22 protein-coding genes are annotated in these 21342 nt (G+C 61.6%); 5 read left to right on the forward strand and 17 right to left on the reverse strand.

Annotated features, from left to right (window positions below; genetic code table 11):
• Positions 1–12: 12 nt before the first annotated feature.
• Complete coding sequence (locus CAK95_RS18665) at positions 13–1035, forward strand: branched-chain amino acid ABC transporter permease (RefSeq protein ID WP_245303877.1); 1023 nt, start codon at positions 13–15, stop codon at positions 1033–1035.
• A 13-nt stretch (positions 1036–1048) separates the two neighbouring features.
• Positions 1049–2149: an NADH:flavin oxidoreductase/NADH oxidase gene (locus CAK95_RS18670; protein WP_086089279.1), complete on the forward strand. Its 1101-nt coding sequence runs from the start codon at positions 1049–1051 to the stop codon at positions 2147–2149.
• 38 nt (positions 2150–2187) lie between these two features.
• Here CAK95_RS18670 and CAK95_RS18675 read toward each other — a convergent pair whose 3' ends face one another.
• The gene (locus tag CAK95_RS18675) at positions 2188–2721 is read right to left on the reverse strand and encodes a Spy/CpxP family protein refolding chaperone (protein WP_086089280.1); all 534 of its coding nucleotides are present in this window, start codon (positions 2719–2721) and stop codon (positions 2188–2190) included.
• A 341-nt stretch (positions 2722–3062) separates the two neighbouring features.
• Here CAK95_RS18675 and CAK95_RS18680 point away from each other — a divergent pair, with 341 nt between their 5' ends.
• A complete protein-coding gene (locus tag CAK95_RS18680) occupies positions 3063–3905 on the forward strand; it encodes an EamA family transporter (protein ID WP_086089281.1) in 843 nt (280 codons plus the stop codon).
• Here CAK95_RS18680 and CAK95_RS18685 read toward each other — a convergent pair.
• The 16 genes from CAK95_RS18685 to CAK95_RS18760 form a co-directional block, all read right to left on the reverse strand.
• On the reverse strand, positions 3865–4635 hold the full coding sequence (locus CAK95_RS18685) for a TIGR04283 family arsenosugar biosynthesis glycosyltransferase (protein ID WP_086089282.1): 771 nt from the start codon (positions 4633–4635) through the stop codon (positions 3865–3867). The genes CAK95_RS18680 and CAK95_RS18685 overlap by 41 nt on opposite strands.
• Positions 4636–4695: 60 nt before the next feature.
• The gene (locus CAK95_RS18690; protein ID WP_086089283.1) at positions 4696–5496 is read right to left on the reverse strand and encodes a DUF3750 domain-containing protein; all 801 of its coding nucleotides are present in this window, start codon (positions 5494–5496) and stop codon (positions 4696–4698) included.
• A 275-nt stretch (positions 5497–5771) separates the two neighbouring features.
• The gene (locus CAK95_RS18695) at positions 5772–7124 is read right to left on the reverse strand and encodes a TIGR03808 family TAT-translocated repetitive protein (protein WP_086089284.1); all 1353 of its coding nucleotides are present in this window, start codon (positions 7122–7124) and stop codon (positions 5772–5774) included.
• A gap of 93 nt (positions 7125–7217) precedes the next feature.
• A complete protein-coding gene (locus tag CAK95_RS18700) occupies positions 7218–7916 on the reverse strand; it encodes a pyroglutamyl-peptidase I (protein ID WP_086089285.1) in 699 nt (232 codons plus the stop codon).
• Positions 7917–7924: 8 nt separating this feature from the next.
• The gene (meaB, locus tag CAK95_RS18705) at positions 7925–8911 is read right to left on the reverse strand and encodes a methylmalonyl Co-A mutase-associated GTPase MeaB (protein ID WP_086089286.1); all 987 of its coding nucleotides are present in this window, start codon (positions 8909–8911) and stop codon (positions 7925–7927) included.
• 28 nt (positions 8912–8939) lie between these two features.
• Positions 8940–11096 carry a methylmalonyl-CoA mutase gene (scpA, locus tag CAK95_RS18710; protein ID WP_086089287.1) on the reverse strand — a complete coding sequence of 719 codons (2157 nt, stop codon included), beginning with the start codon at positions 11094–11096 and terminating at the stop codon, positions 8940–8942.
• Positions 11097–11257: 161 nt separating this feature from the next.
• Positions 11258–11578: a hypothetical protein gene (locus CAK95_RS18715; RefSeq protein ID WP_086089288.1), complete on the reverse strand. Its 321-nt coding sequence runs from the start codon at positions 11576–11578 to the stop codon at positions 11258–11260.
• Between the two features lie 182 nt (positions 11579–11760).
• Positions 11761–12156, reverse strand: coding sequence for a hypothetical protein (locus tag CAK95_RS18720; RefSeq protein ID WP_086089289.1), 396 nt, complete (start codon positions 12154–12156; stop codon positions 11761–11763).
• Complete coding sequence (locus CAK95_RS18725) at positions 12156–13979, reverse strand: methylmalonyl-CoA mutase subunit beta (RefSeq protein ID WP_086089290.1); 1824 nt, start codon at positions 13977–13979, stop codon at positions 12156–12158. Before CAK95_RS18725 ends, CAK95_RS18720 begins: the two co-directional genes overlap by 1 nt.
• A 12-nt stretch (positions 13980–13991) precedes the next feature.
• Positions 13992–14432, reverse strand: a complete 441-nt coding sequence (locus CAK95_RS18730) for a hypothetical protein (RefSeq protein ID WP_198343741.1) — start codon at positions 14430–14432, stop codon at positions 13992–13994.
• Complete coding sequence (locus tag CAK95_RS18735) at positions 14425–15030, reverse strand: nucleotidyltransferase domain-containing protein (protein WP_086089292.1); 606 nt, start codon at positions 15028–15030, stop codon at positions 14425–14427. Before CAK95_RS18735 ends, CAK95_RS18730 begins: the two co-directional genes overlap by 8 nt.
• 46 nt (positions 15031–15076) lie before the next feature.
• Positions 15077–15559: a 2-amino-4-hydroxy-6-hydroxymethyldihydropteridine diphosphokinase gene (folK, locus tag CAK95_RS18740; protein WP_086089293.1), complete on the reverse strand. Its 483-nt coding sequence runs from the start codon at positions 15557–15559 to the stop codon at positions 15077–15079.
• Position 15560: 1 nt separating this feature from the next.
• A complete protein-coding gene (folB, locus tag CAK95_RS18745; protein WP_086089294.1) occupies positions 15561–15932 on the reverse strand; it encodes a dihydroneopterin aldolase in 372 nt (123 codons plus the stop codon).
• Positions 15929–16771 (reverse strand): dihydropteroate synthase, encoded by an 843-nt coding sequence (gene folP / locus CAK95_RS18750; RefSeq protein ID WP_086089295.1) that lies wholly within the window; start codon positions 16769–16771, stop codon positions 15929–15931. The genes folB and folP overlap by 4 nt, the downstream gene beginning before the upstream one ends.
• Before the next feature lie 171 nt (positions 16772–16942).
• A complete protein-coding gene (locus tag CAK95_RS18755; protein ID WP_086089296.1) occupies positions 16943–17350 on the reverse strand; it encodes a DUF4332 domain-containing protein in 408 nt (135 codons plus the stop codon).
• 21 nt (positions 17351–17371) lie between these two features.
• Complete coding sequence (locus CAK95_RS18760; RefSeq protein WP_086089297.1) at positions 17372–17722, reverse strand: hypothetical protein; 351 nt, start codon at positions 17720–17722, stop codon at positions 17372–17374.
• Between the two features lie 235 nt (positions 17723–17957).
• On the opposite strand from CAK95_RS18760, the gene CAK95_RS18765 reads away from it, so the two are divergent.
• Together CAK95_RS18765 and CAK95_RS18770 are read left to right on the forward strand one after the other, a co-directional pair.
• Complete coding sequence (locus tag CAK95_RS18765; RefSeq protein WP_086089298.1) at positions 17958–19691, forward strand: helicase HerA-like domain-containing protein; 1734 nt, start codon at positions 17958–17960, stop codon at positions 19689–19691.
• A 127-nt stretch (positions 19692–19818) separates the two neighbouring features.
• Positions 19819–21213, forward strand: coding sequence for a M20/M25/M40 family metallo-hydrolase (locus CAK95_RS18770; protein WP_086091510.1), 1395 nt, complete (start codon positions 19819–19821; stop codon positions 21211–21213).
• The last annotated feature ends 129 nt before the right edge of the window (positions 21214–21342 follow it).

Below are 21342 nucleotides of genomic sequence, written 5' to 3' on the forward strand. Positions count from 1 at the left end.
ACGAGCGTGAATATGGACAGCGTCGATCCCAAGCTCGCTGTCGGCGAACAGCCACGCAGTTATGCCGTGCCGATCGCCTTCGTGATCATGCTCGCCTTGCTGCTGCTTGCGCCGTTCGTCACCTATCCGCTGATCGTGATGCAGGCCTTGTGCTTTGCGCTGTTCGCCTGCGCCTTCAATCTGCTGATCGGCTATGTCGGCCTTCTGTCGTTCGGCCACGCGTTGTATTTCGGTTGGGCCAGCTATGTTTGCGCGCATCTCGCCAAGGTCGGCACGATCGCGCTGCCGTATTGGGCGGGAAGCTGGCAATGGCTGACGATTCCGCTGCCGCCGTTGCCGCCTGAATTGGCGATCCTCGGTGGCACGGCGGTCGCTGCGATCTTCGGGCTGATCGCCGGCTCGCTCGCCATCCGCCGGCAGGGCATCTACTTCGCCATGATCACGCTGGCGCTGGCGCAGATGATGTATTTCTTCGCGCTGCAGGCGCCGTTTACCCACGGCGAAGACGGCATCCAGGCGGTGCCGCGCGGCCGGCTGTTCGGGGTGTTCGATCTCTCGAATCCGAGCGTGCTCTATGTCGCGGTGCTCGGTATCTTCCTCCTCGGATTTCTCCTGATCTACCGCATCATCCATTCGCCATTCGGTGAGGTGCTGAAAGCGATCCGCGAGAACGAGGCCCGCGCGATTTCGCTGGGTTACAAGACCGACCGCTACAAGCTCGTCGCCTTCGTGCTGTCGGCGGCGCTGGCCGGGCTCGCTGGATCGACCAAGGCGATCGTGTTCCAGCTGGCCTCGCTGACCGATGTCCATTGGGCAATGTCCGGCGAGGTCATACTGATGACGCTGGTCGGTGGGCTCGGTACGATCTTCGGCCCGGTCGCCGGTGCCTTCGTCATCATCGCCATGCAGAATTATTTCAGCGCGCTCGATCAGTGGGTGACGGTGATCCAGGGCATCATCTTTGTCGCTTGCGTGCTGCTCTTCCGGCGCGGCCTCGTCGGCGAACTCGCGGCTCTGCTGCGGATCAAACTTTAGCGGCGAGGGGTATGTGAACTCTGCGTTATTCGAGCCGATCCGGCTTGCCGGCCTTGATCTGGCAAACCGCATCGTCGTCTCGCCGATGTGCCAGTATTCCGCCGACGATGGCTGCGCCAGCGACTGGCATATGACGCATCTCGGCATGCTGGCCAATTCCGGCGCCGGTCTTGTCGTGGTCGAGGCGACCGGTGTCGAGCGCCATGGCCGCATCACCCATGGTTGCACCGGGCTTTATTCCGATCACAACGAAGCGGCGATGAGTCGTGTGATCGATCATGGCCGCCGCATCGGTACCGCGAAATTCGCCATCCAGATCGCCCATGCCGGCCGCAAAGGATCGGCGCTGCGGCCATGGCAGGGTGGGGGACCGCTGCCGGCAATGGACGATCCCTGGCAGACGCTTGCGCCATCGGCATTGCCATTCGGGCCGAACTGGCATGTGCCGCGCGAGATCGCGATCGATGAGATTGCACGTGTGCGGGATTCATTCGTCAGTGCGGCGGAGCGCGCGGTGCGGGTCGGCTTTGACGCGATCGAGATGCATTTCGCGCACGGTTATCTGCTGCACGAATTCTTTTCGCCGGTATCGAACAAGCGCAACGATGCCTATGGCGGTTCGCTGGAGAACCGCATGCGCTTTCTGCGCGAGACGGCGCAGGCCGTGCGCGCTGCCGTGCCGGGCCACATCGCGCTGGGCGCGCGCATCACCGCCAGCGACTGGCTCGATGGTGGCGTCACGATCGAGGATGCCGTTGTTCTCGCCAAAGCGCTGAAGGCCGACGGCCTCGATTATCTGTGCGTGTCATCCGGCGGCCTGACGGCGGAGGCGCGCAATCCGAATGCACCCGGCTACAACGCCGATCTGGCCGCGCGCATTCGTGCCGAAGCGGATATCCCGGTGCGGGTCGTCGGCCTGATCGTCGATCCAAAACAGGCGAATGAAATCATCGCGCAAGGCAAGGCCGATATGGTCGCATTGGCGCGGGCGATGCTCGACAATCCGCATTGGGGCTGGCTTGCAGCCGATGTGCTGGGCGCTGAGGTCGCCCGCCCGCCGCAATACCAGCGCGCTGGACCCAAGCTCTGGGCGGGCAGGGCGTTACAATTGTAACAACAACATCCGCTTGCGATCATTTCTGCAAAAGTCAGCTACCAGTTGTCACGCCAGCGCCAGAAGTGGCGACTTCCTGGCGCATTCGCATTCAGCTTCGCTTTCTGCTCATCGTTGAGAGAATTGTAGAAGGCATCGAATGCCGGCCGCACCAGCTTCACGGCCTGCAATGACGCTTCCATCCGCTTTTCCATGATCTCCAATCGCGCCGTCGGCGTTGCCGGAAATTCCGTTGGACAGGCATCGCGGATCATCTCTGCCGCCTTTGCCGATGCGGCTTCGAGTTCGCTCAATTTCGTACGCTGCGTATCGTCCGGCTTGAGCGCCTGTTCGATGGCCTTGATCCGCCATGCCGAAAAGCCAAGTCCACCGGGACCTCCACACATGCGACCGTGCATGCCGCGACCGCGCATCATGCCTGGTCCCATCATCATGCCGGGACCAAAGCCGCCATCGAAACCTTGACCGCCGGGCCCACCGGGGCCGCGCATCGGCTGTGCAGCGACGGGCGCCAAGTTCAAAAGTACGGTCGAAACAAAGATTCCAAGACAGATACGAAAGCGATTTGTCATCGGACGCTCTCCTTCAGATGCCGTCTGAAGAATTCTGGCGCGTCGTGGCAGATCCAGCTTTGCGATTTGTCAACGGTTGATCGCGATTGCGGCTCACAGATGCGGGCCGCATGCCAGCCCACGTCGCAACAGCGCTCCGCGTGAGCCAGTCTGTGTTTTGCGCGGCCGGTCCGGGCCATAACACTTCAGGATCTCGGCCGGCTTCATGCTCATGCGATAGCGAAACCGCATCAGCCACATCATCCGCAATGTGGGGATTGGGTGACCCCTAAGTTGTCTATAGTACTAGACAACTTTGGGGCTTTCCGTCATGAAGGGCAGGTTCTGCCGGAAGCCCGCCCGTGGACCTCACCGTCTTCCTTGCTGTCCTGTTTGCCGCCGTCTGTCACGCCGGCTGGAACGCGGCGATCAAGACCGGTCTCGATCCGCTGTCATCGACCGTATTGATCACGAGCGGTGCGGGTATCGTGTCCTTTGCACTGATGCCGTTTGCGGGGCTGCCACCAGCCGCCGCTTGGCCCTGGGTAGCCGCATCAATCGTCATTCATCTGTTCTATTTCGCAGGACTTGCCGAAGCCTATCAGACCGGCGATCTCGGCCAGGTCTATCCGCTGGCGCGCGGTGCAGCGCCGCTGATGACGGCAACGGCAACGACGCTGTTGCTCGGAGAGCATCTGGGACCCGCTGGCTGGCTGGGCATTGTAACACTTGCGTTAGGTGTGCTGCTGCTGTCGCTGCGCGGCGGAAGCGGACTTACCGTCGATCGACGCGCGGTCGGCTTTGCCTTGTTCACGGCGCTGACGATTTGCCTTTATTCCATCGTCGACGGCATCGGTGGTCGCACGGCAATAGACCCGCATCCGTATACATTGGCGTGGTTCGCCGGCAATGGCGTGGTGATGGCGGTCTATTTCCTTATCCGTCGCGGCACGATGCCGATCGTGCCGATGTTGCGCAACTGGCCGGTCGGTCTGTTCGGCGGCAGCCTGCAGCTTCTCTCCTACGGCATCGCCATCTGGGCGATGACGCTGGCGCCGATCGCGCTGGTCGCGGCCTTGCGCGAGACCAGTGTGCTGTTCGGGGCTGCCATCGCGATCGTGTTTCTGAAAGAGCCGTTGCGTCCAGCGCGTATTTTGGCCGCTTTCATGATCGTTTGCGGGCTGGTGCTGATCCGCGTGAGCTAGCCTTTTTCTTGCGTGGCCGATCTGGCCCATAACGCTTCAAGATCTCGGCCGGCTTCATGCCCATGCGATAGCGAAAGCGCATCAGCCACATCATCCGCAATGTGGTCCAGAAGCCTTCGCGATCGAAGCGCCTCGCCGGCACGGTGACGCGCGAGGCAACGCAGATCGGCGGCGAGATTGCCTTCAGCCGTTTCGACATCTCGACATCGTCCATGACCGGCATGTCAGGAAATCCACCGAGGCGGAAGAACGTCTCGCGCTGTATGAAGATGGCTTGTTCGCTCGAGGCGATGCCGGACATGCGCGAACGCCAGTTCAGGATCCGAGCGGCAATTGGCAAAAGTGCATGCTGCCCGGTGAGACGCATGTCGAAACGTCCCCACACGGACGTGTCGCGCGCACGGCCATACATCACCTGCGTGTCGGCATCGGCGGGCAGGGTGATCTCGCTTGGCAGGAACAGGAAGATAAATCCGCTGGCGGCCTTGGCGCCCTCATTCATCTGCGCGGCGCGTCCGCGCGGCCCCCGGATCACGCGATCGGCCAGCGGCTGTGCAAGCTGTGCCGTGTCATCGTCACTGCCACCATCGACCACGATCACTTCCACGCCGCGCTGACGAAACGGCTTCAGCGCCGTCAGCGCATTCGTGATCGTGCGCGCCTCGTTCAGCACCGGCACGATAATGGAGAGAACTGGCGAATTGGTCTGAAGCGAATTGGTCTTGCGCATGCGTCGGTCTGGTCGCTCCCCGGCGTGCGGCCGAAAGAATCAACGCCGATACAATGAACTTTAGCGCTGTGGCGCAAGCGCGGCATTGGCCGTCGACGACGGCAAGCCGATCCGGCCAAAGCCCGGCAGTTTCAGCGCCGGATCGCGGAGATCGAGCCCGGCAACAAGACCGAGGACATTGACCTCGAGTCCTTCGACCCACCCGGCCTTCACACCAAGCAAGCCATAGAGATTGGCTTCGAGGCCGGTGCCACTGTCGGTCCGGCCGAAATAGGGGCCAGGCCGGAAATCGCGGCCGATCGCATTCGGCGGCATCGTCACCTGAATGTCCGGAATGTCGCGCAGCACCGCGGCGACGAAGGAATTGCTGTTGGGACCGGGCCAGAGGCGATAATCACCGGCGTTGGAGTAACGGTAATCTTTCACGGCTTTTTCGATCGCCGGGATGATCGCTTGTGCTTTCGCGCCTTTGATGTCGGCGATGACGGTCGGCGCGGTGCCATACCAGCGGCCGTCCGGCGCCCAGCCATTGAGGCGCACTGGATTACCCCAGCCGACGACATCATAGCGCGTCCAGCTTGTCGCACCCTCGCGCTTGAACACCACCCAGCTATGGACCGCGACCACGCCTTTCCACCCGCCGGTGCGGCCGGACAGGATCAGGACGCGTGCGTCGGGATGTGCGGAAGGAGCGGGCAGCGCGCCGATGCTCGACCAGTCGGCATTCCGCCAGCCGTTCGGCCTGTCCTCGAAAGCGAACAAGGCGGCGCGGGCGGCGACCGGGAGAAGGAACAGGACGAGGAAGGAAATAATCAAGATCTTGCGGCCGGAGCGGCGTTGCGGGGCGGGCGGCTGCGTCATGGGACAAAAAGCTAGTATGGGATTTGCGACCGAACAATGGCGCGGCGAGAAAGCTTTCCGGGATTTAATGTTGGTTGTGGCTGGGCAACGTCTCTCCGCTCATTCCCGCACCCGGGTCTGCGCATCCAAGTCGGTTATAGCCGACTTGGACAACGAACTTGCCGATCTCGGGTAAACCCGAGATCGGAGCGCAGCCCGGGTGTAAACTCCGGCGGGAATCCAGCGCGTGACTCTGGGTCCCCGCTTTCGCGGGGGACGAGCGGATATTCAATCGATCACCGCACGCGATTGCCGCTCAATGTCAGTTGCGTGTATTTGCCGACGCCATCCTTGGTCATGTCACCCGTCACGCGCTTCTCCCATTCCATGCCGACAATGGCGCCGATGCTGGCTTCGGCAATCAGGTTGTCGATGATCATCGCGGTGCCTGCGCCTTGCGCGACACTGACGGCGACGCCGATGCCTGTGCCGCGTACGACATTGTTGCTGACGATCACATCGCGCAGATAAGGCCCGTAACCGATGGCGATGCCGATCTCCGGCGCCTTTTCGATCACATTGCCGGAGACGACGCTGTCAGCGGCAATAGCGATCCCGAGGCCGCCACCTGGCTTGTCAGGCACAAGATTGCGCAGCAGATTGCCGGTCACGGTCGCAAGGCGTCCGCCGACATCGAAATTGGTGACCGAAATGCCGGCCGCCGCACCATCGACGGTGTTGTTGGCGATCACCGCGCCTTCGAACGAGAACTCCGAATAGATCGCGACTTCGCCAAGCCGCGTGCAGGTGTTGCCGGTGATCTGGATGTTGCTCGCCGAATTGCCTCGGATCGCGGAAAAGGCTGCCTTGTCGATGCGATTGCCGCGCACCATCACATTGCCGGCGCGGAACACCGAAATGGCATTGCCATAGGGGCCATCGCCACCGGAATCGGCGCGCGTATCCTCGATACGATTGTCGATCACCTGCGTGCCGTCGTCCCCCGGAGACGAGCGCCAGACCTGAATGCCGTTATTCCCGGAGCGGCGCACCACATTGCCGGATATGATGAGTCCCTGGGAATTGATCGCAAACAAGGCGCCGTCGCCGGCTTCCTGAATCGTGCATCCGCTGACGCTGCCGCCAATGCTTTCGAGCGTAATGCCATTGCGGCCGGCATTGTTGATTTCGCAATCGGTGATGCGGATGCCGGTACCCCGGATGAGATGGACGAGAGCGCGTCCTTCCGGCGGAAGGCGTTTGCCACCGTCCAGGACGAGACTGTTCAGATCGATATTGTCGGCGCGGTTCGATGTGAACAGCGATGCATTGCGCGTCAGTTCGATGCGCGTTGCGCCGCGTGTGCCGTGCAGCTTGGCGTTCGATGGCAGGCGCAATTCGCCACAACGATAAGTGCCGGGCGGCAGGACCAAGGGTGTGCGTTCCCGCGCGGCACGATCGATCGCGCGCTGTAGGAGCATGGTCTGCTCCTCCGGCGCGTCCGGCTTCAGGCCCAGATCGCTGGCATCGATGCCGAATGCCACGCTCTGGGCCGCATTCGCGGGGGCGGCCTGCGCTTGTGCAATGGTCGCGGTCGAGGTTGCGCCAATAGCAGAAGCAGCGATGAAATTGCGGCGGCTGACGCTCATATTGATGCTCCCGGCGGTCCGGCATCAAGATAGTGCCTCGCCGCGCAAGCTGCGCCCGAGCCCAACAAAGTATCGGTCCGTAAGGTTAAGCGGTTAACGGCGGGCTTTGGCCGCCTTGATCATCACAGTCGCAATGGCTTCTGCGGCAGTCACAAAATTGTCAATCGTGCGGGCGGAGCGGGCTGTTTTCGGTGCGTCCAGCGGCGGCACATGGATGAAGGCCGCACGGTGCGGGCCGCCGGTGCGGCCGACCGATTCCAGGGCATGCCAATAGAGATAATTGCAGAGATAATTCCCGGCATTGACCGACAGCCGCGCGGGCAGGTCGCTTGATTTTGCTGCCCGCAGCAGGGCTGCCTTCGGCGCGCGGATGGGGATGGTTCGCGGTCCGCCGTTGGCGATCTTTCGCGCTTCGGGGATGATGCCGGCGGCATCGGGAAAAGGAGCGATGCGGTTGCGCGCTTGCGTTTCTATTCTGAGACCGCGTGATTGCGTCGCAAGTCCGAACATCAACAGCGTGTCCGGCTTCTTGCGTGCGATGAGGCGCGGCAGGTTGCGATCGACGGCGGCATAGGTGGTGCGGAAGACATGTGTGTCGACTTGTACATCGGGATGCGATCGCAGCTTGCGCTTCAGTGCGCGGATGAGTGGACCGGTCGGATTCTTCGGTGCTCCCGGAAAAGGGCCGAAGCCGGTGATCAAGAGTTTGACGCGCGATGCTCTTGTACGCGATGTCGCGCGTTTGAATGTCTTGTGCGTTTTGCTTGCCGATGCCTTTTTCGTCGTCGCCATGGGCAATGTCACAACCCCATCGCGTCGGCGATCTCGTCCACGGCCAGCATCGGCGAGAGCTTGCCGGCGGCGACCGCCTTTTCGAGCTGCGGCAACCGTTTTTTCAGTTCCGGATCGGCGTGAAGCTTTGCGAGCAAACGGTCCTCCAGCATCGACCACATCCAGGTGATCTGCTGCTGCTTGCGTTTGGCGGCGAACTCGCCTGAAGCCGACATCTTGTCCCGATAATCGCAGATGTTCTGCCAGATCGTGGACAGACCGTCGCCGGTCAATGCAGAATAAGTGACCACCGGCGGCGCCCAGCTCTCGCTCGCCGGTTTGAGGATATGCAAAGCGGCGCGATATTCCGCCGCCGCCTGTTTCGCCCGCTTGATGTTGTCACCGTCCGCCTTGTTCACGGCAATCATGTCGGCGAGTTCGACCACGCCTTTCTTGATGCCCTGCAATTCATCGCCGGCGCCTGGCAGCATCAGCACCAGGAAGAAATCCGTCATGCCGGCGACGGTGGTTTCCGACTGGCCGATGCCGACCGTCTCGACGAGGATGACATCGTAGCCGGCCGCCTCACACAGCAGCATGGTTTCGCGCGTTTTCGCCGCGACACCGCCGAGCGTGCCCGATGACGGTGAGGGGCGGATGAAGGCGTTGTCGTCCGCGGACAGCCTGGCCATCCGCGTCTTGTCGCCGAGGATCGAGCCGCCGGTGCGGGTGGACGACGGATCGACGGCCAGCACCGCGACCTTGTGGCCTTTGCCGGTGAGATGGCTGCCCAGCGCATCGATGGTGGTCGATTTGCCGACACCGGGCGAGCCGGTGATGCCGATGCGGATCGCCTTGCCGGTCTGAGGCAATAGATCCTGCACCAGTTGGTGGGCCTGCTTGCGATGGTCTTCGCGCTTGCTTTCGATCAGCGTGATGGCGCGCGCCAGCGTTGCGCGATCGCCGGCGCTGATGCGGGCGGCAAGATCGGCGGATGGTGGCACGCGGGCCGTCATGGAGCGGGCTGTGATGGACAATGACGGGTCATTCCGCCGCTTTGCCATAGCCCAGACGCGTGTTGAGCTTGCCGATCAGGTCCTCGGCGGCGTCGGCGATCACCGTACCGGGCGGAAAGATGGCCTCCGCGCCGGCAGCTTTCACGGCTTCCCAGTCCTGCGGCGGCACGACGCCGCCGACCACGATCATGATGTCGCCGCGGCCCTGCTTCTCAAGTTCGGCCTTCAGCTCCGGCACGGCGGTGAGATGGGCTGCGGCGAGCGACGACACGCCCACAATATGCACGTCGTTCTCGACCGCCTGCCGCGCGGCCTCGGCCGAGGTGGCGAAGAGCGGGCCGATATCGACGTCGAAGCCGAGATCGGCGAAGGCCGAGGCGATCACCTTCTGGCCGCGGTCGTGCCCATCCTGGCCGATCTTGGCGACCAGGATGCGCGGCCTGCGGCCCTCGTCGGCTTCGAATTGCGTGACGAGCTTTTGCACCCGCGCGACGCTGTCGGACATGCCGCCGACCTCCCGTTTATAGACGCCGGAGATCGCCTTGATCTCTGCGCGATGTCGCCCGAATACCGTCTCAAGTGCGGCTGAAATCTCGCCGACCGTGGCTTTGGCGCGCGCGGCCTCGACCGCCAGCGCGAGGAGGTTGCCGCCTTGCGTCGCGCCATTGGTCAACGCGGTGAGGGCGCTTTCGACCTGCTTTGGGTCGCGTTCCTTCTTCAAACGTGACAGCTTGTCGATCTGCAGCGTCCGGACGGCCGAATTATCCACTTTAAGGACATCAATCGGCGCTTCAGAAGTTGGCTTGTACTTGTTGACGCCGATCACGGATTGCATGCCGGCATCGATGCGGGCCTGCGTCTTGGCGGCGGCTTCTTCAATGCGAAGCTTGGGAATCGAGGCTTCGATGGCCTTCGCCATGCCGCCCAGTTCTTCCACTTCCTGGATATGTCCCCAGGCTTTTTCCGCAAGCTCCGCTGTCAGTCTCTCCACATAAAACGAGCCGCCCCACGGGTCGATGATGCGGGTGGTACCGGATTCCTGCTGCAGCACGATCTGGGTGTTGCGGGCAATGCGGGCGGAGAAATCGGTCGGCAGCGCCAGCGCTTCATCGAGCGCATTGGTATGCAGCGACTGGGTATGGCCCTGCGTTGCCGCCATCGCCTCGATCATGGTGCGGGCGACATTGTTGAATACGTCTTGCGCGGCGAGTGACCAACCCGAGGTCTGGCAATGGGTTCGCAGCGACAGCGAACGCGCATCATGCGGGGAAAACTCCTTCATCAGCTTGGCCCAGAGGAGGCGCGCGGCGCGCAGCTTGGCGACTTCCATGAAGAAGTTCATGCCGATCGCCCAGAAGAAGGACAGGCGCGGCGCGAACTTGTCGATCGGGATGCCGGCGGCCATGCCGGCGCGGACATATTCGACGCCGTCGGCGAGCGTGTAGGCGAGTTCGAGATCCTGCGTCGCCCCGGCCTCCTGCATGTGATAGCCGGAGATCGAAATCGAATTGAATTTCGGCATGTTAGCCGAGGTATATGAGAAGATATCCGAAATGATCCGGAGCGACGGCGCGGGCGGATAAATGTAGGTGTTCCGCACCATGAACTCTTTCAGAATGTCGTTCTGGATGGTGCCGGCGAGTTTTTGCGGCGGCACGCCCTGTTCTTCCGCCGCCACAATGTAGAGCGCGAGAACGGGCAGAACGGCGCCGTTCATCGTCATAGAAACCGTCATCTGATCCAGCGGAATACCGGAGAACAGCGTCCTCATGTCGTAGATCGAGTCGATCGCAACGCCGGCCATGCCGACATCGCCGGAGACGCGCGGATGGTCCGAGTCATAGCCGCGATGGGTGGCGAGGTCGAAGGCGACGGAGAGGCCCTTCTGCCCAGCGGCGAGATTGCGCCGGTAGAAGGCGTTGGAATCCTCGGCCGTGGAGAAGCCGGCATATTGCCGGATCGTCCAGGGCTGGTTCACGTACATGGTCGGATAGGGGCCGCGCAGATAGGGCGCGATGCCGGGCCAGGTGTCGAGGAAGTCGAGACCGGCGACATCGCCCGGACCATAGGCGGGCTTTACCGGAATGCTCTCGGGTGTGATCCAGTCACTGGCATCGCCGGTCTGAAGGCCACCCGCTTTCGGGGCCTGCCAGTCAATGCGCGTGAAATCAGGCAGTCGGCTCATCGGGTCCTAAACCTCAGTCCGTAGCCCGCATGGGAGCAAAGCGGAATGCGGGTCCATGTTCCCGGATTTCGTGGAGTTCACCGTCGGGCGCGCCTTTGGCGCGACCCGATGGCTCATCCGGGCTACGAAGGTTCGCAGGCTACCACATTTTGTGCAGGGCATCATGGCCCTTTCGAGCGGAGCAGGGCCTCCCGCTTGGCGATCGCCTGCTCCAGCTTGAGCCGCCGGGCGGTCTTGCGGTCGGGTTTGTCGTCGGTTGGGAAGTCGGGAACATCTTCGAACAGGACGATCAGCAGCGCCATGACGATCAGGCCGGCCAGAGCGAACCACCGCCGCCCGATCAGCCAGATCAGCGCGCCGCAAGCGATCGCCAGCAGGATCGAGACGTGCAGCGCGAAGATTCGAGATGCAGCTTCCAGCCGACGAGAAAGCACAACAACGCCAGCGACGGAATGGAGAGCACTGCGCAGACGATTTCCCATGTCCGAATATGCGACTGCATGGCGTAGAGCGCCCGCAACTCGCGTTCGATGCGCCAGCGGCGCGGGGCAACTTTACCATGTCTTTCTACTTGCAGCCTTGCTGCTTCCGTCATGAAATAAGTTTCGCGATCGGTCGTTCGATTATGTTGCCTACAGGCGGATTTAATAGCGGCAGACGGCGCTTATAGTTGAGCCTTCAATTCAGCGAGACGTTTCTCGCGCTTCGCGATCCTCTTCTCCAGAACGATGGCGTAGCTCTTTTCGGGGTATCCAACCATGCCCGTTTTTCTGCTAAGCGGCGAAGCAATATCCACAAGGCGACCGGTCCATGCCGTGTGAGCGAAGGCCGTGAGAATGAAAAAACACATCAATGCAATTCCAAATGCGAGGAATTCCTCTGTGAAAAGACCATAAGTCCCAATCGCTATAACAACCAAAAACATAGCGATCAGTGATGGCCAGATAACGCGCCTGGCCCACTTCTCGATATTGCCCAGCTTTTCACGAAGCATGGCAATCTCGTGTTCGAGATTGGCGATCTCCATGTAAGCGGGCAATTGAGGTTGGTCTTGGCTCATCAAGTTTCCAAAATATCGTACGCTGCTTTCAATGTTCCCAGCGCATCACAGCCAGCATAAATGAAATCCTGAATGCCGGCTTGGCGGAAGGCGTCGCCCGGCCGGCCTGCGAGATAGATGTGGTTTGCCCCGGCTGCCGCCAAGGCTTGCGCGGAACCCGCCGCCTCTTGCGCATAGACCTCGTCCGACGAGCACAGACAGACGAGGGTGGCGTCAGAGGCTTTGAAGCTTTCGGTCAGATTGTTGCCGGTGAATTCCACCGCCTCGATGCCGCCGGCTTCGAAGAAATTGCGAGCGAAGGTCGCGCGCGCGATGAAGTCGGACGGCTGGCCGAGGGTGGCGAGAAAGACTTTCGGCCGCGCGCCTGTCGCCTTCAAAATCGCGTCAGAGGCATCGCGCAGCTTTTCGAACGGCTCGGCGAGGCGGATCGACGGCAGCGCATTTTCAGGAAACGCTGGAGCGACCTGCGATGCCGGTTGAAGCACCTTCACCGAATTCTCGGAAAGATGCGGGAACTCGCTGGTGCCCGTGAGAGGATCCCTGCGCGTGGCGATCGCTTTTTCGCGCGCGCGTCTTGTCTCCGCGACCTTGTTCTGAATCAATCCGGATTCGAGTGCCGAGGCAATGCCGCCGGCTTTCTCGATGTCCTGAAACAATGTCCAGGCCGCGCGGCAGAGCTGGTCGGTCAGATCCTCGATGCCGCCCGAACCCGCGGCCGGATCGGATACCTTCGCGAGATTGGATTCTTCAAGCAGGATGAGTTGCGTGTTGCGCGCCACGCGGCGCGCGAAGGCGTCGGGCAAACCGAGCGCGGCGGTGAACGGCAACACCGTCACGGCATTGGCGCCGCCGAGGCCGGCAGCGAAAGCGGCGATCGTCACGCGCAGCATGTTCACGTAGGGATCGCGCTGCGTCATCATCCGCCACGCGGTTTCGGCGGCGATGAATATAGGCTGCGGTGTGAGACCCGATGCTTCCTCCACGCGCGCCCATAGTTTCCGCAGCGCGCGGAACTTTGCCATGGTCATGAACTGATCGGCGTCGGCGGAGTGGCGGAAGAAGATCATCCGCCGCGCGTCGTCGAGCGCAACGCCGCCAGCTTCCAATGCGCGCCAATAGGCGACCGCGACACTCAACGCATAAGCCAGCTCCTGAACTTCCGAACCGCCGGCATTATGGATCACGCGCGCATCGGCTGCAGCAAAGGGGCCACGGAAACCGTCGTCCGCGAGCGCACGCGTCATCCGCGCGAACAAGGGTGCGATGTCGCTCCATGGTGCCGGGGCAGACGCGCCGGCGGCCATCAAGCCGATCGGATCGAAACCGATGCGCAGATCGCATGCGGCGGGATCGAGCCCGCGCTGCCTGATGATCGCGGCAACGTGCGCGGGCACGTCCTTGGCTTCGCGCGTGAGCTGGAATTCGATCGGCGCACCGGCATCGAGATAGATGCCATCGAGAATATGGGCGAGGCCGTCGGCCGATGTATCGATGCCGAAACCTTGCGATCCGATGGAGCCGGGACACACGAGAACGAGGCCATTGGCGCCGTTTTCCAGATCCTCCAGCGCCTGTACATTCGCGACCTTCGGATCGGGATTGTCCACCCGCATCATCACCTGCCACGGCGCAGCAGGGGCGCGGCCGGAAAGCGCGCTTGCATCGGCGCGCCTTCCGTAAAGCGGCTCGATCGTCAGGCCGTCATAGGTTTTCGAGACGAGCGTCTTCTCGAAAGATGCGCCTTTCAGCACACCATCGACGAGCTTTCGCCATTGCTCGCGGGTCGCGGGCGGGAATTCGGAGGCGAGGGGGAGGTCGGTCATGCGTTCGCCTTCTTATCTCGCCGGCTTTTGCGATTTTGCTACGGGCCCTAGTTTCTCAACTTCTTTTCGAACGATGTTCGTTGCGGCAAGAAGCTCGTCGAGGAGCCGAAGGTCAGGGTCGAAATATCCCTCGTATTCGGCAAGATTTCTTCTGCTATGCGACTTGTCCAGAATGCGTGCCATTTCGGGAGCAAGGCTAAGAGTGTGCACCAGCGCCTGAAAGACGACAAAGCGCTGCTTATCAGGACGGTATCCGTGCCAGCGCATCGCCGCTAGGGAAAGAGCATGCGCCGCATTGTAGGCAAGATCGAAGCGGCTTTCGAACGACAAAGCCTTGTTGCCGGCATCTGTCAGACGGTGTTGGCCGGACTGAACGAGACTATCGAACTCCCGCTGGTCCGGCGGTTCGGCTTTCAGGACGCCTGTGCGGACCAGGTTGTCGAGCTCAGGCAATGGCATGCGCGTCGCCCATGACGAACAGATGCGGTTGGCTGATTATCCTTGTCACGAATGAATTCTGCTCGTCGTGTCGGCGGCGCCAGTCCTGCAAGGTCATGACGCTGGGATTGATCGGGCGATGCAGGACAGCCTCGGCGTCTTGTAGCGCTTTGAAGATCTCTCCGTAGGTGACGTCATCGGTGATGATCATCAGATCGATATCGCTTGTGGCCGTGTCTGTTGCTTTCGCCACCGAACCATAGACGAAAGCGGCGTCGATGCGATCCGCAAATCGTGTAAGGGCTGCCCGGATCGGTTCAACGAGGCCGACGGTCTTGCGAACCAGGCTCTGCAACTCTTCAAAGACAGGAGACTCCCGATTGACGGAGTAGAGTTTCCGGTTTCCCGACATTTCGACATTCAGGATTTTGACATCTGCCAGCCGCTGCAACTCGCGTTGGACGGCGCCAGAGCCGGATGCAGCGAGTTTGATGATTTCGGACGCATTAAACGAGCGATCGGGGTGGCCAAACAAGATCGCCAGCACGCGGAGTTGCACGCGTGAGAATAAAGCCTTCGCCAGGCCGGAGGGGGTGCCCGATTTCTTACCCATTTTGGGAATGATATTACCCAAAATGGGTATTTTCAAGCCTCTGGCTTTATGCCAGCCGCTCGATCCCGCCCCGGTCCAGTCGCTCCAGCACTTCCCGCAAGGACCGGCCGGCGATCACCGCGTCCGGCGCGATTTCGCTGAGCGGCACCAGCACGAAAGCGCGTTCGAACATGCGCGGATGGGGCAGGGTCAGCTTCGGATCGTCGAGGGTCTCGTCGCCATACGTGATGAGGTCGATGTCCAGGGGGCGCGGACCCCAGCGTTCTTCCTTGTGCCGGTCGCGGCCGAAGGCGCGTTCGACCTCGTGGGCGCGATCGAGCAGGCCGAGCGGTGTCAGTGCCGTGTCGATGGCGATACAGGCATTGATGAACGCGGGTTGGTCGGTCTTGCCCCAGGGCGGCGTTTTGTAATCCGAAGAGCGTGCGATCAGGCGAACGCGATCGCCGTCGCAGAATTGCGCAATGCCGCGCGCAATGGTGTCGCGCGCATCGCCAACATTACCCCCGAAGGCGACGAACGCGCGCGGCATGTCAGCGCCCGCGCGTGATGATCACGCCGACATCGTCGAAGGTTGCGGCAATCGGGGCATGCGGCTTGTGCACCGTGAGCCGGATTTTCATGATCTGCGGGAATTTCTCGAGCAGGGCGTCGATGACCGCGCCGGCTGCCGCTTCGATCAGGCGAAAGCGTTGCGCGCAGAAGGCTTCGCTCGCGATTTCGGTGACCGTGCCATAAGACACCGTATGCGCGAGCCGGTCGGACCGCGAGGCCTGGCCCAGATCGATATCGATCAGGATGTCCAGTGTGAAGGTCTGGCCGACCTTGGCCTCATGCGCCATCACGCCGTGATAGGCATGCAGCGCGAGGCCGGTGATGAAGATGTTGTCGGTGGTCTTGCTCATTGTGCGTCCCTGATCGCTTCCGCCACGCGCAGCGCCTGCATCGTTTCGGCGACATCGTGCGTGCGGACGATTGTTGCGCCGGCCTGCACTGCCAAAAGGTGACCTGCGATCGAACCGCCCAGCCGCTGATCGGGTTCGGACGGCACGATGGACGCAATGAACCGCTTGCGCGACAGGCCGATCAGGATCGGCAGGCCGAAATGCTTGAATTTGTGCAGTTGCGCGACGGCGATGATGCTTTGTTCGGGCACTTTGCCGAAGCCGATGCCAGGATCGAGCACGATCTGCTCGCGGCGAAGGCCGGCCTTCGCAGCGATATCGAGCGAGCGCTCGAAGAAGGCGTTCATGTCGGCGATAATGTCGATGGCCGGATCGGCTGTCTCGCGATTGTGCATGACGATCACCGGCACGCCGTGTCTGGCGACCACAGGCGCCATGTCGGGATCGCGATGCAGGCCCCAGACGTCATTGGCAATCGCCGCGCCCTGACCGATGGCCCAGTCGGCGACCTCGGCTTTCATCGTGTCGATCGAGACCGGCTTGCCGAGCGCAACGACGGCGGAGAGGACGGGTTCCAGCCGTTCACGTTCGATCTGCGCCGTCACCGGCGCCATGCCGCCATAGGGCCGCGTCGATTCCGCGCCCACATCGATAATGTCGGCGCCTTCGGCAATCATTCTCTTGGCGTGGGTAATCGCAAGCAGCGGATCGATGAACCGGCCGCCGTCGGAAAAAGAATCCGGCGTCAGGTTGAGGACACCCATCACCGTCGCACGTTTCGGCGAAAGCAGGCGGTCCAGCAACGGCGATTGTGCGGCGTCGGCGATTGGATTGGTCATGGCCCGGCGCTTCTATCAGATCGATCGCTAAAGTCTGCTTCAGACTCTAGCTTATCTTTTTGTTTGAGCATGATCTTTTCGGAAAGCCGGTGCCCACTTTTCCGGTTCATGCTCTGAAAATCGTGTGCCTTGCAGATCTGTGCAAGGTGAGGGCAGGGCGCCGCCGTGTTTTCAATAGGAAATCTTCTGCGGCAATTTCTTCGCCGCTTCGACCCAGCGGCCCACCGCCTTTTCGGTCGGAACCAGGCGCACCAGTTTGAGCTTGTCATTCTTCTCGCGCATCGCCGCGGCAAGCTTTTCCGGGTTGCGATATTTCAGTTCCCGCACCGTATCGACGCCGACACGGCAGAGCAGTTCGGCATAGCCTTCGCCAAGGCCCTTGACCCGCAGCTTGTCGGCGAGATTGGCAAAGCGAAGGAGGCGGGCCTGATCGATTCCAGTCTTGGCCGATAATTCCTTGCGACCCTTCGGGCTCTTCGCGGCTTCCAGAAGCTTCTCCGATGTGCGGATGCCGGCCGATTTCAGGCTCAGGATCACGTCCGAGCCAAGCCCATCCAGATTCTTCAGCGATTTTGACAAAGCAGGAGACCCCAAAACAGATCAGGCGAATTGCGACAGGCCCGGGATCGCACCGACCAATTCGCCGACCGCGTCTTCACCCACTTTCTCGCGCGCAAACGCAAGGAGTGTGCGGGCAACGCCCTGCACCTCACCCATGCTGAGGCCCAGTCCCATCAATTGGGTGCCGACACCCATGATGCCGCCAAACATGCCACCGGCAGGCGCAGCGGCCGCAGCTTCTGCCGCACCAGGCATGGCATCCATCAACGGCTTGATGGTATCAGCCGGGGCTTCCTTGACGAGGAAAGCGAGAATGATACCGACAGCCTTTTCGGCGACGTCGCGATCGATACCGAGTTCGGCGACAAGTCGCCCGACGAGTTCGTCCATGTTGTTGGCCCCCTCCCGCACTGTCGGCGGGTTTGTAGCGATCATTGATAATGAAATCGGGGCGAAAGGAAATACATCCACTGACAAATATGCAACTGTGTGACACCGTAGCAACGATCCGTGATCGACATTGACAAAGCAGGTTGCAATGCGAAGTAAACGCGGTGCGTTGGCCGGCCTACGCGTTCATTTGAAAAAATGGTATTGATTTCAAGAGGCCAGTACGAGGACTGCGATGGCGAAGTCGACCAAGAAGACGAAATCAGCGGCGGCTGACAAGCCGGCAGCAGAGGCGATCGAGACGCCGACGAAGGCGACGGCAAAGACGACAAGAAAATCAGCAGCAAAGTCCGCAGCACCAGCGCAGCCGGTCAAGGCCGCCGAACCGCTCGAATTGCCGGGAACGATCTTCGTCGGCGAGAGTGTCAAGCCGGAACGGCTGACGCTTGCACTCGCCAATCGGCACGGACTTGCAACCGGTGCGACCGGAACGGGCAAGACCGTGACGTTGCAAGTGCTTGCGGAAGGTTTTTCACGCCATGGTGTGCCGGTCTTTGCCGCCGATATCAAAGGCGACCTGTCTGGTATCTCTGAACCAGGCGAAGCCAAGCCGGCTCTGCTCGAACGTGCGCAGAGCATGGGGCTGGAATACCAGCCCGATCAATTCCCGACCATCTTCTGGGATCTGTTCGGCGAACAGGGGCATCCGATCCGCGCCACCGTCACCGAGATGGGACCTCTGCTGCTGGCGCGGCTGCTCGATCTCAACGAGGTGCAGGAGGGGGTGCTCAATATCGCCTTCAAGATCGCCGACGACGAAGGCTTGCCGCTGCTCGACTTCAAGGATTTGCGCGCGATCCTCGACGCCATTGCGCCGTTCGGCAGCAAGCGCGAAGCCGAAGAGGGGTCGGGAAATGCGATCGTCGATCAGATCAAGCAGACGGTGGGGAAATACGGCAACGTCACCAAGCAGACGGTCGGGACCATTCAGCGCGCGCTGCTGGTGTTGGAGAACCAGGGCGGCGAGAAATTCTTCGGCGAGCCGGCGCTCGACCTGAAGGACTTCATGCGCACCGATCGCGATGGCCGCGGCTATGTCAGCATTCTCGCCGCCGACAAGCTGATGGCCAATCCGCGGCTCTATGCGACCTTCCTGTTATGGCTTCTCTCCGAATTGTTCGAGGAATTGCCGGAAATCGGCGATCCGGACAAGCCGAGGCTCGTGTTCTTCTTCGATGAGGCGCATCTTCTTTTTGATGATGCCCCGAAAGCCTTGCTCGACAAGATCGAACAGGTGGTGCGCCTCGTGCGCTCGAAGGGCGTCGGCGTCTATTTCGTCACCCAGAACCCGCTCGACGTGCCGGACAAGGTGCTGGCGCAGCTCGGCAACCGCGTGCAGCACGCGCTCCGCGCCTTCACGCCGCGCGACCAGAAGGCGGTGCAGACTGCGGCCGATACCTTCCGTCCCAATCCGGATCTCAACACCGCCAAGGTGATCACCGAGCTTGGCAAGGGCGAAGCTTTGGTGTCGTTCCTCGAAGGCAACGGTACGCCGTCGATGGTCGAGCGTACGATGATCCGTCCGCCGTCAGCGCGGATGGGCCCAATCAGCCCGGTCGAGCGCGCAGCCATCATCGCGGCCAGTCCGGTCAAGGGTAAATACGATACAGTGATCGACAGCGACTCCGCTTACGAGAAGCTGAGCGAGCGTGTCGAGAAGGAGGCCGCGCCGGCGGATCAGGGCGGCGGCATCGGCGACTGGATCGGCAGCATCTTCGGCACCAATCGCAAGCGCGGCGAGCGCCTCACGACCAGCCAGACGATTGCCCGCGAAGTGACACGTACGGTCACCGGGCGAGTCGCCGGCGGCATTGCCGCCTCGATTGGCAAGAAGATCGGCGGCTCGGCGGGCTCCTCGATCGGCCGCGCGATCGTGCGTGGTACGCTCGGTGGGATATTGAGGCGGTGATTAGCTCGTCATCCTGAGGTGCGAAGGCGCAACGCGCCTGAGCCTCGAAGGATGATGGGCCGTCGCCCTTCGAGGCCATCGCTATGCGATGGCACCTCAGGGTGACGGTACATAGATGGAGTGGATGATGACCCCGACCGACGCCCTGCCCAAAGTCCTCGACCGCATCGACGCCGATCTCGACAACAGCCTCGCGCGGCTGTTCGATTTTCTGAAAATTCAATCGATCTCGACCGATCCGGCTTATGCAGATCAATGCAAGAGCGCGGCGGCCTTCGTGGCAAGGGATCTTGAAACGCTCGGACTGAAAGCCGAAATGCGACCGACCAGCGGGCATCCGGTGGTGATCGGCAAGCCCGAAAAGCCGAATGGCGGGCCGCGCGTTCTGTTCTATGGACATTACGATGTGCAGCCGGTCGATCCGCTGGATCTGTGGCAGACGCCGCCGTTCGATCCGCGCATCGAAGATCTCGGCAATGGCCGCAAGATCATCGTCGCGCGCGGCGCCTGCGACGACAAGGGCCAGCTCATGACGTTCCTGGAAGCCTGCCGCGCCTATAAGGCGGTGACCGGCACGCTGCCGCTCGACATCACGGTGATGATCGAGGGCGAGGAAGAATGCGGATCGAAAGGTCTGTTCTCGTTCGTGAAAGAGAATGCCGACGAATTCAAGCTCGACATGGCTTTGGTCTGCGACACCGCCATGTGGTCGCCGACAACCCCGATGGTCACGACATCGCTGCGCGGGCTTGTCTATGAAGACGTGACGGTGACGGCGGCGGACCGCGATCTGCATTCCGGTCTGTTCGGCGGCGCGGCGCAAAATCCGATCCGCGTACTCACCAAAGCGCTGGCAGCCATTCACGATGACGATGGCCGCATCACCATTCCCGGCTTCTACGATGGCGTTCCGGAATTGCCGGACGATATCAAGGCCGATCTGAAGGCACTCAATCTCACAGCCGAAGAATTTCTCGGCCAGATCGGGCTCAGTATCCCGGCCGGCGAAAAGGGCCGCCTGCTGATCGAGATGATCTCGACGCGGCCGACCTGCGATATCAACGGCATCATCGGCGGCTATACCGGTGAGGGCGCCAAGACCGTGATCGCTTCGCAGGCGAAAGCGAAAGTCTCGTTCCGGCTTGTCGGCGATCAGGACCCGGTCAAGGTGCAGCAGGCCTTCCGCGACTTTATCCGCGCGCGCATCCCGGCAGACTGCAAGGTGGAGTTCGAGAACCATGGTCTCGCACCGGCACTGCAATTGCCGTTCGACAGCCCGGCGATCGTCAAGACGCGCAAGGCGTTGCAGGACGAGTGGGGTCACAAGGCGGTGACGGTCGGCGCCGGCGGCTCGATCCCGATCGTCGGCGATTTCAAGCGCGTGCTCGGCATGGACTCGCTCATGGTCGGCTTCGCGCTCGACGACGATCGCGTGCATTCGCCGAACGAGAAATACGATCTCACCTCGTTCCACAAAGGCACGCGCAGCTGGGCGCGGATTTTGGCGGCGCTGGCAGGGTAGGTCGCTGGCCCTCGCGCTCAGACGCGACAATGCAGACGGACAAGGATTTGACGGACTATCATCCGAAATGAGTTGGTTCCCGCGTACGGGAACCAACCGCCTTGGCTCGTTCGTGCAATGTCTTCATAC

Origin of the sequence: Pseudorhodoplanes sinuspersici (assembly GCF_002119765.1) — a bacterium.
Taxonomy (GTDB): domain Bacteria; phylum Pseudomonadota; class Alphaproteobacteria; order Rhizobiales; family Xanthobacteraceae; genus Pseudorhodoplanes; species Pseudorhodoplanes sinuspersici.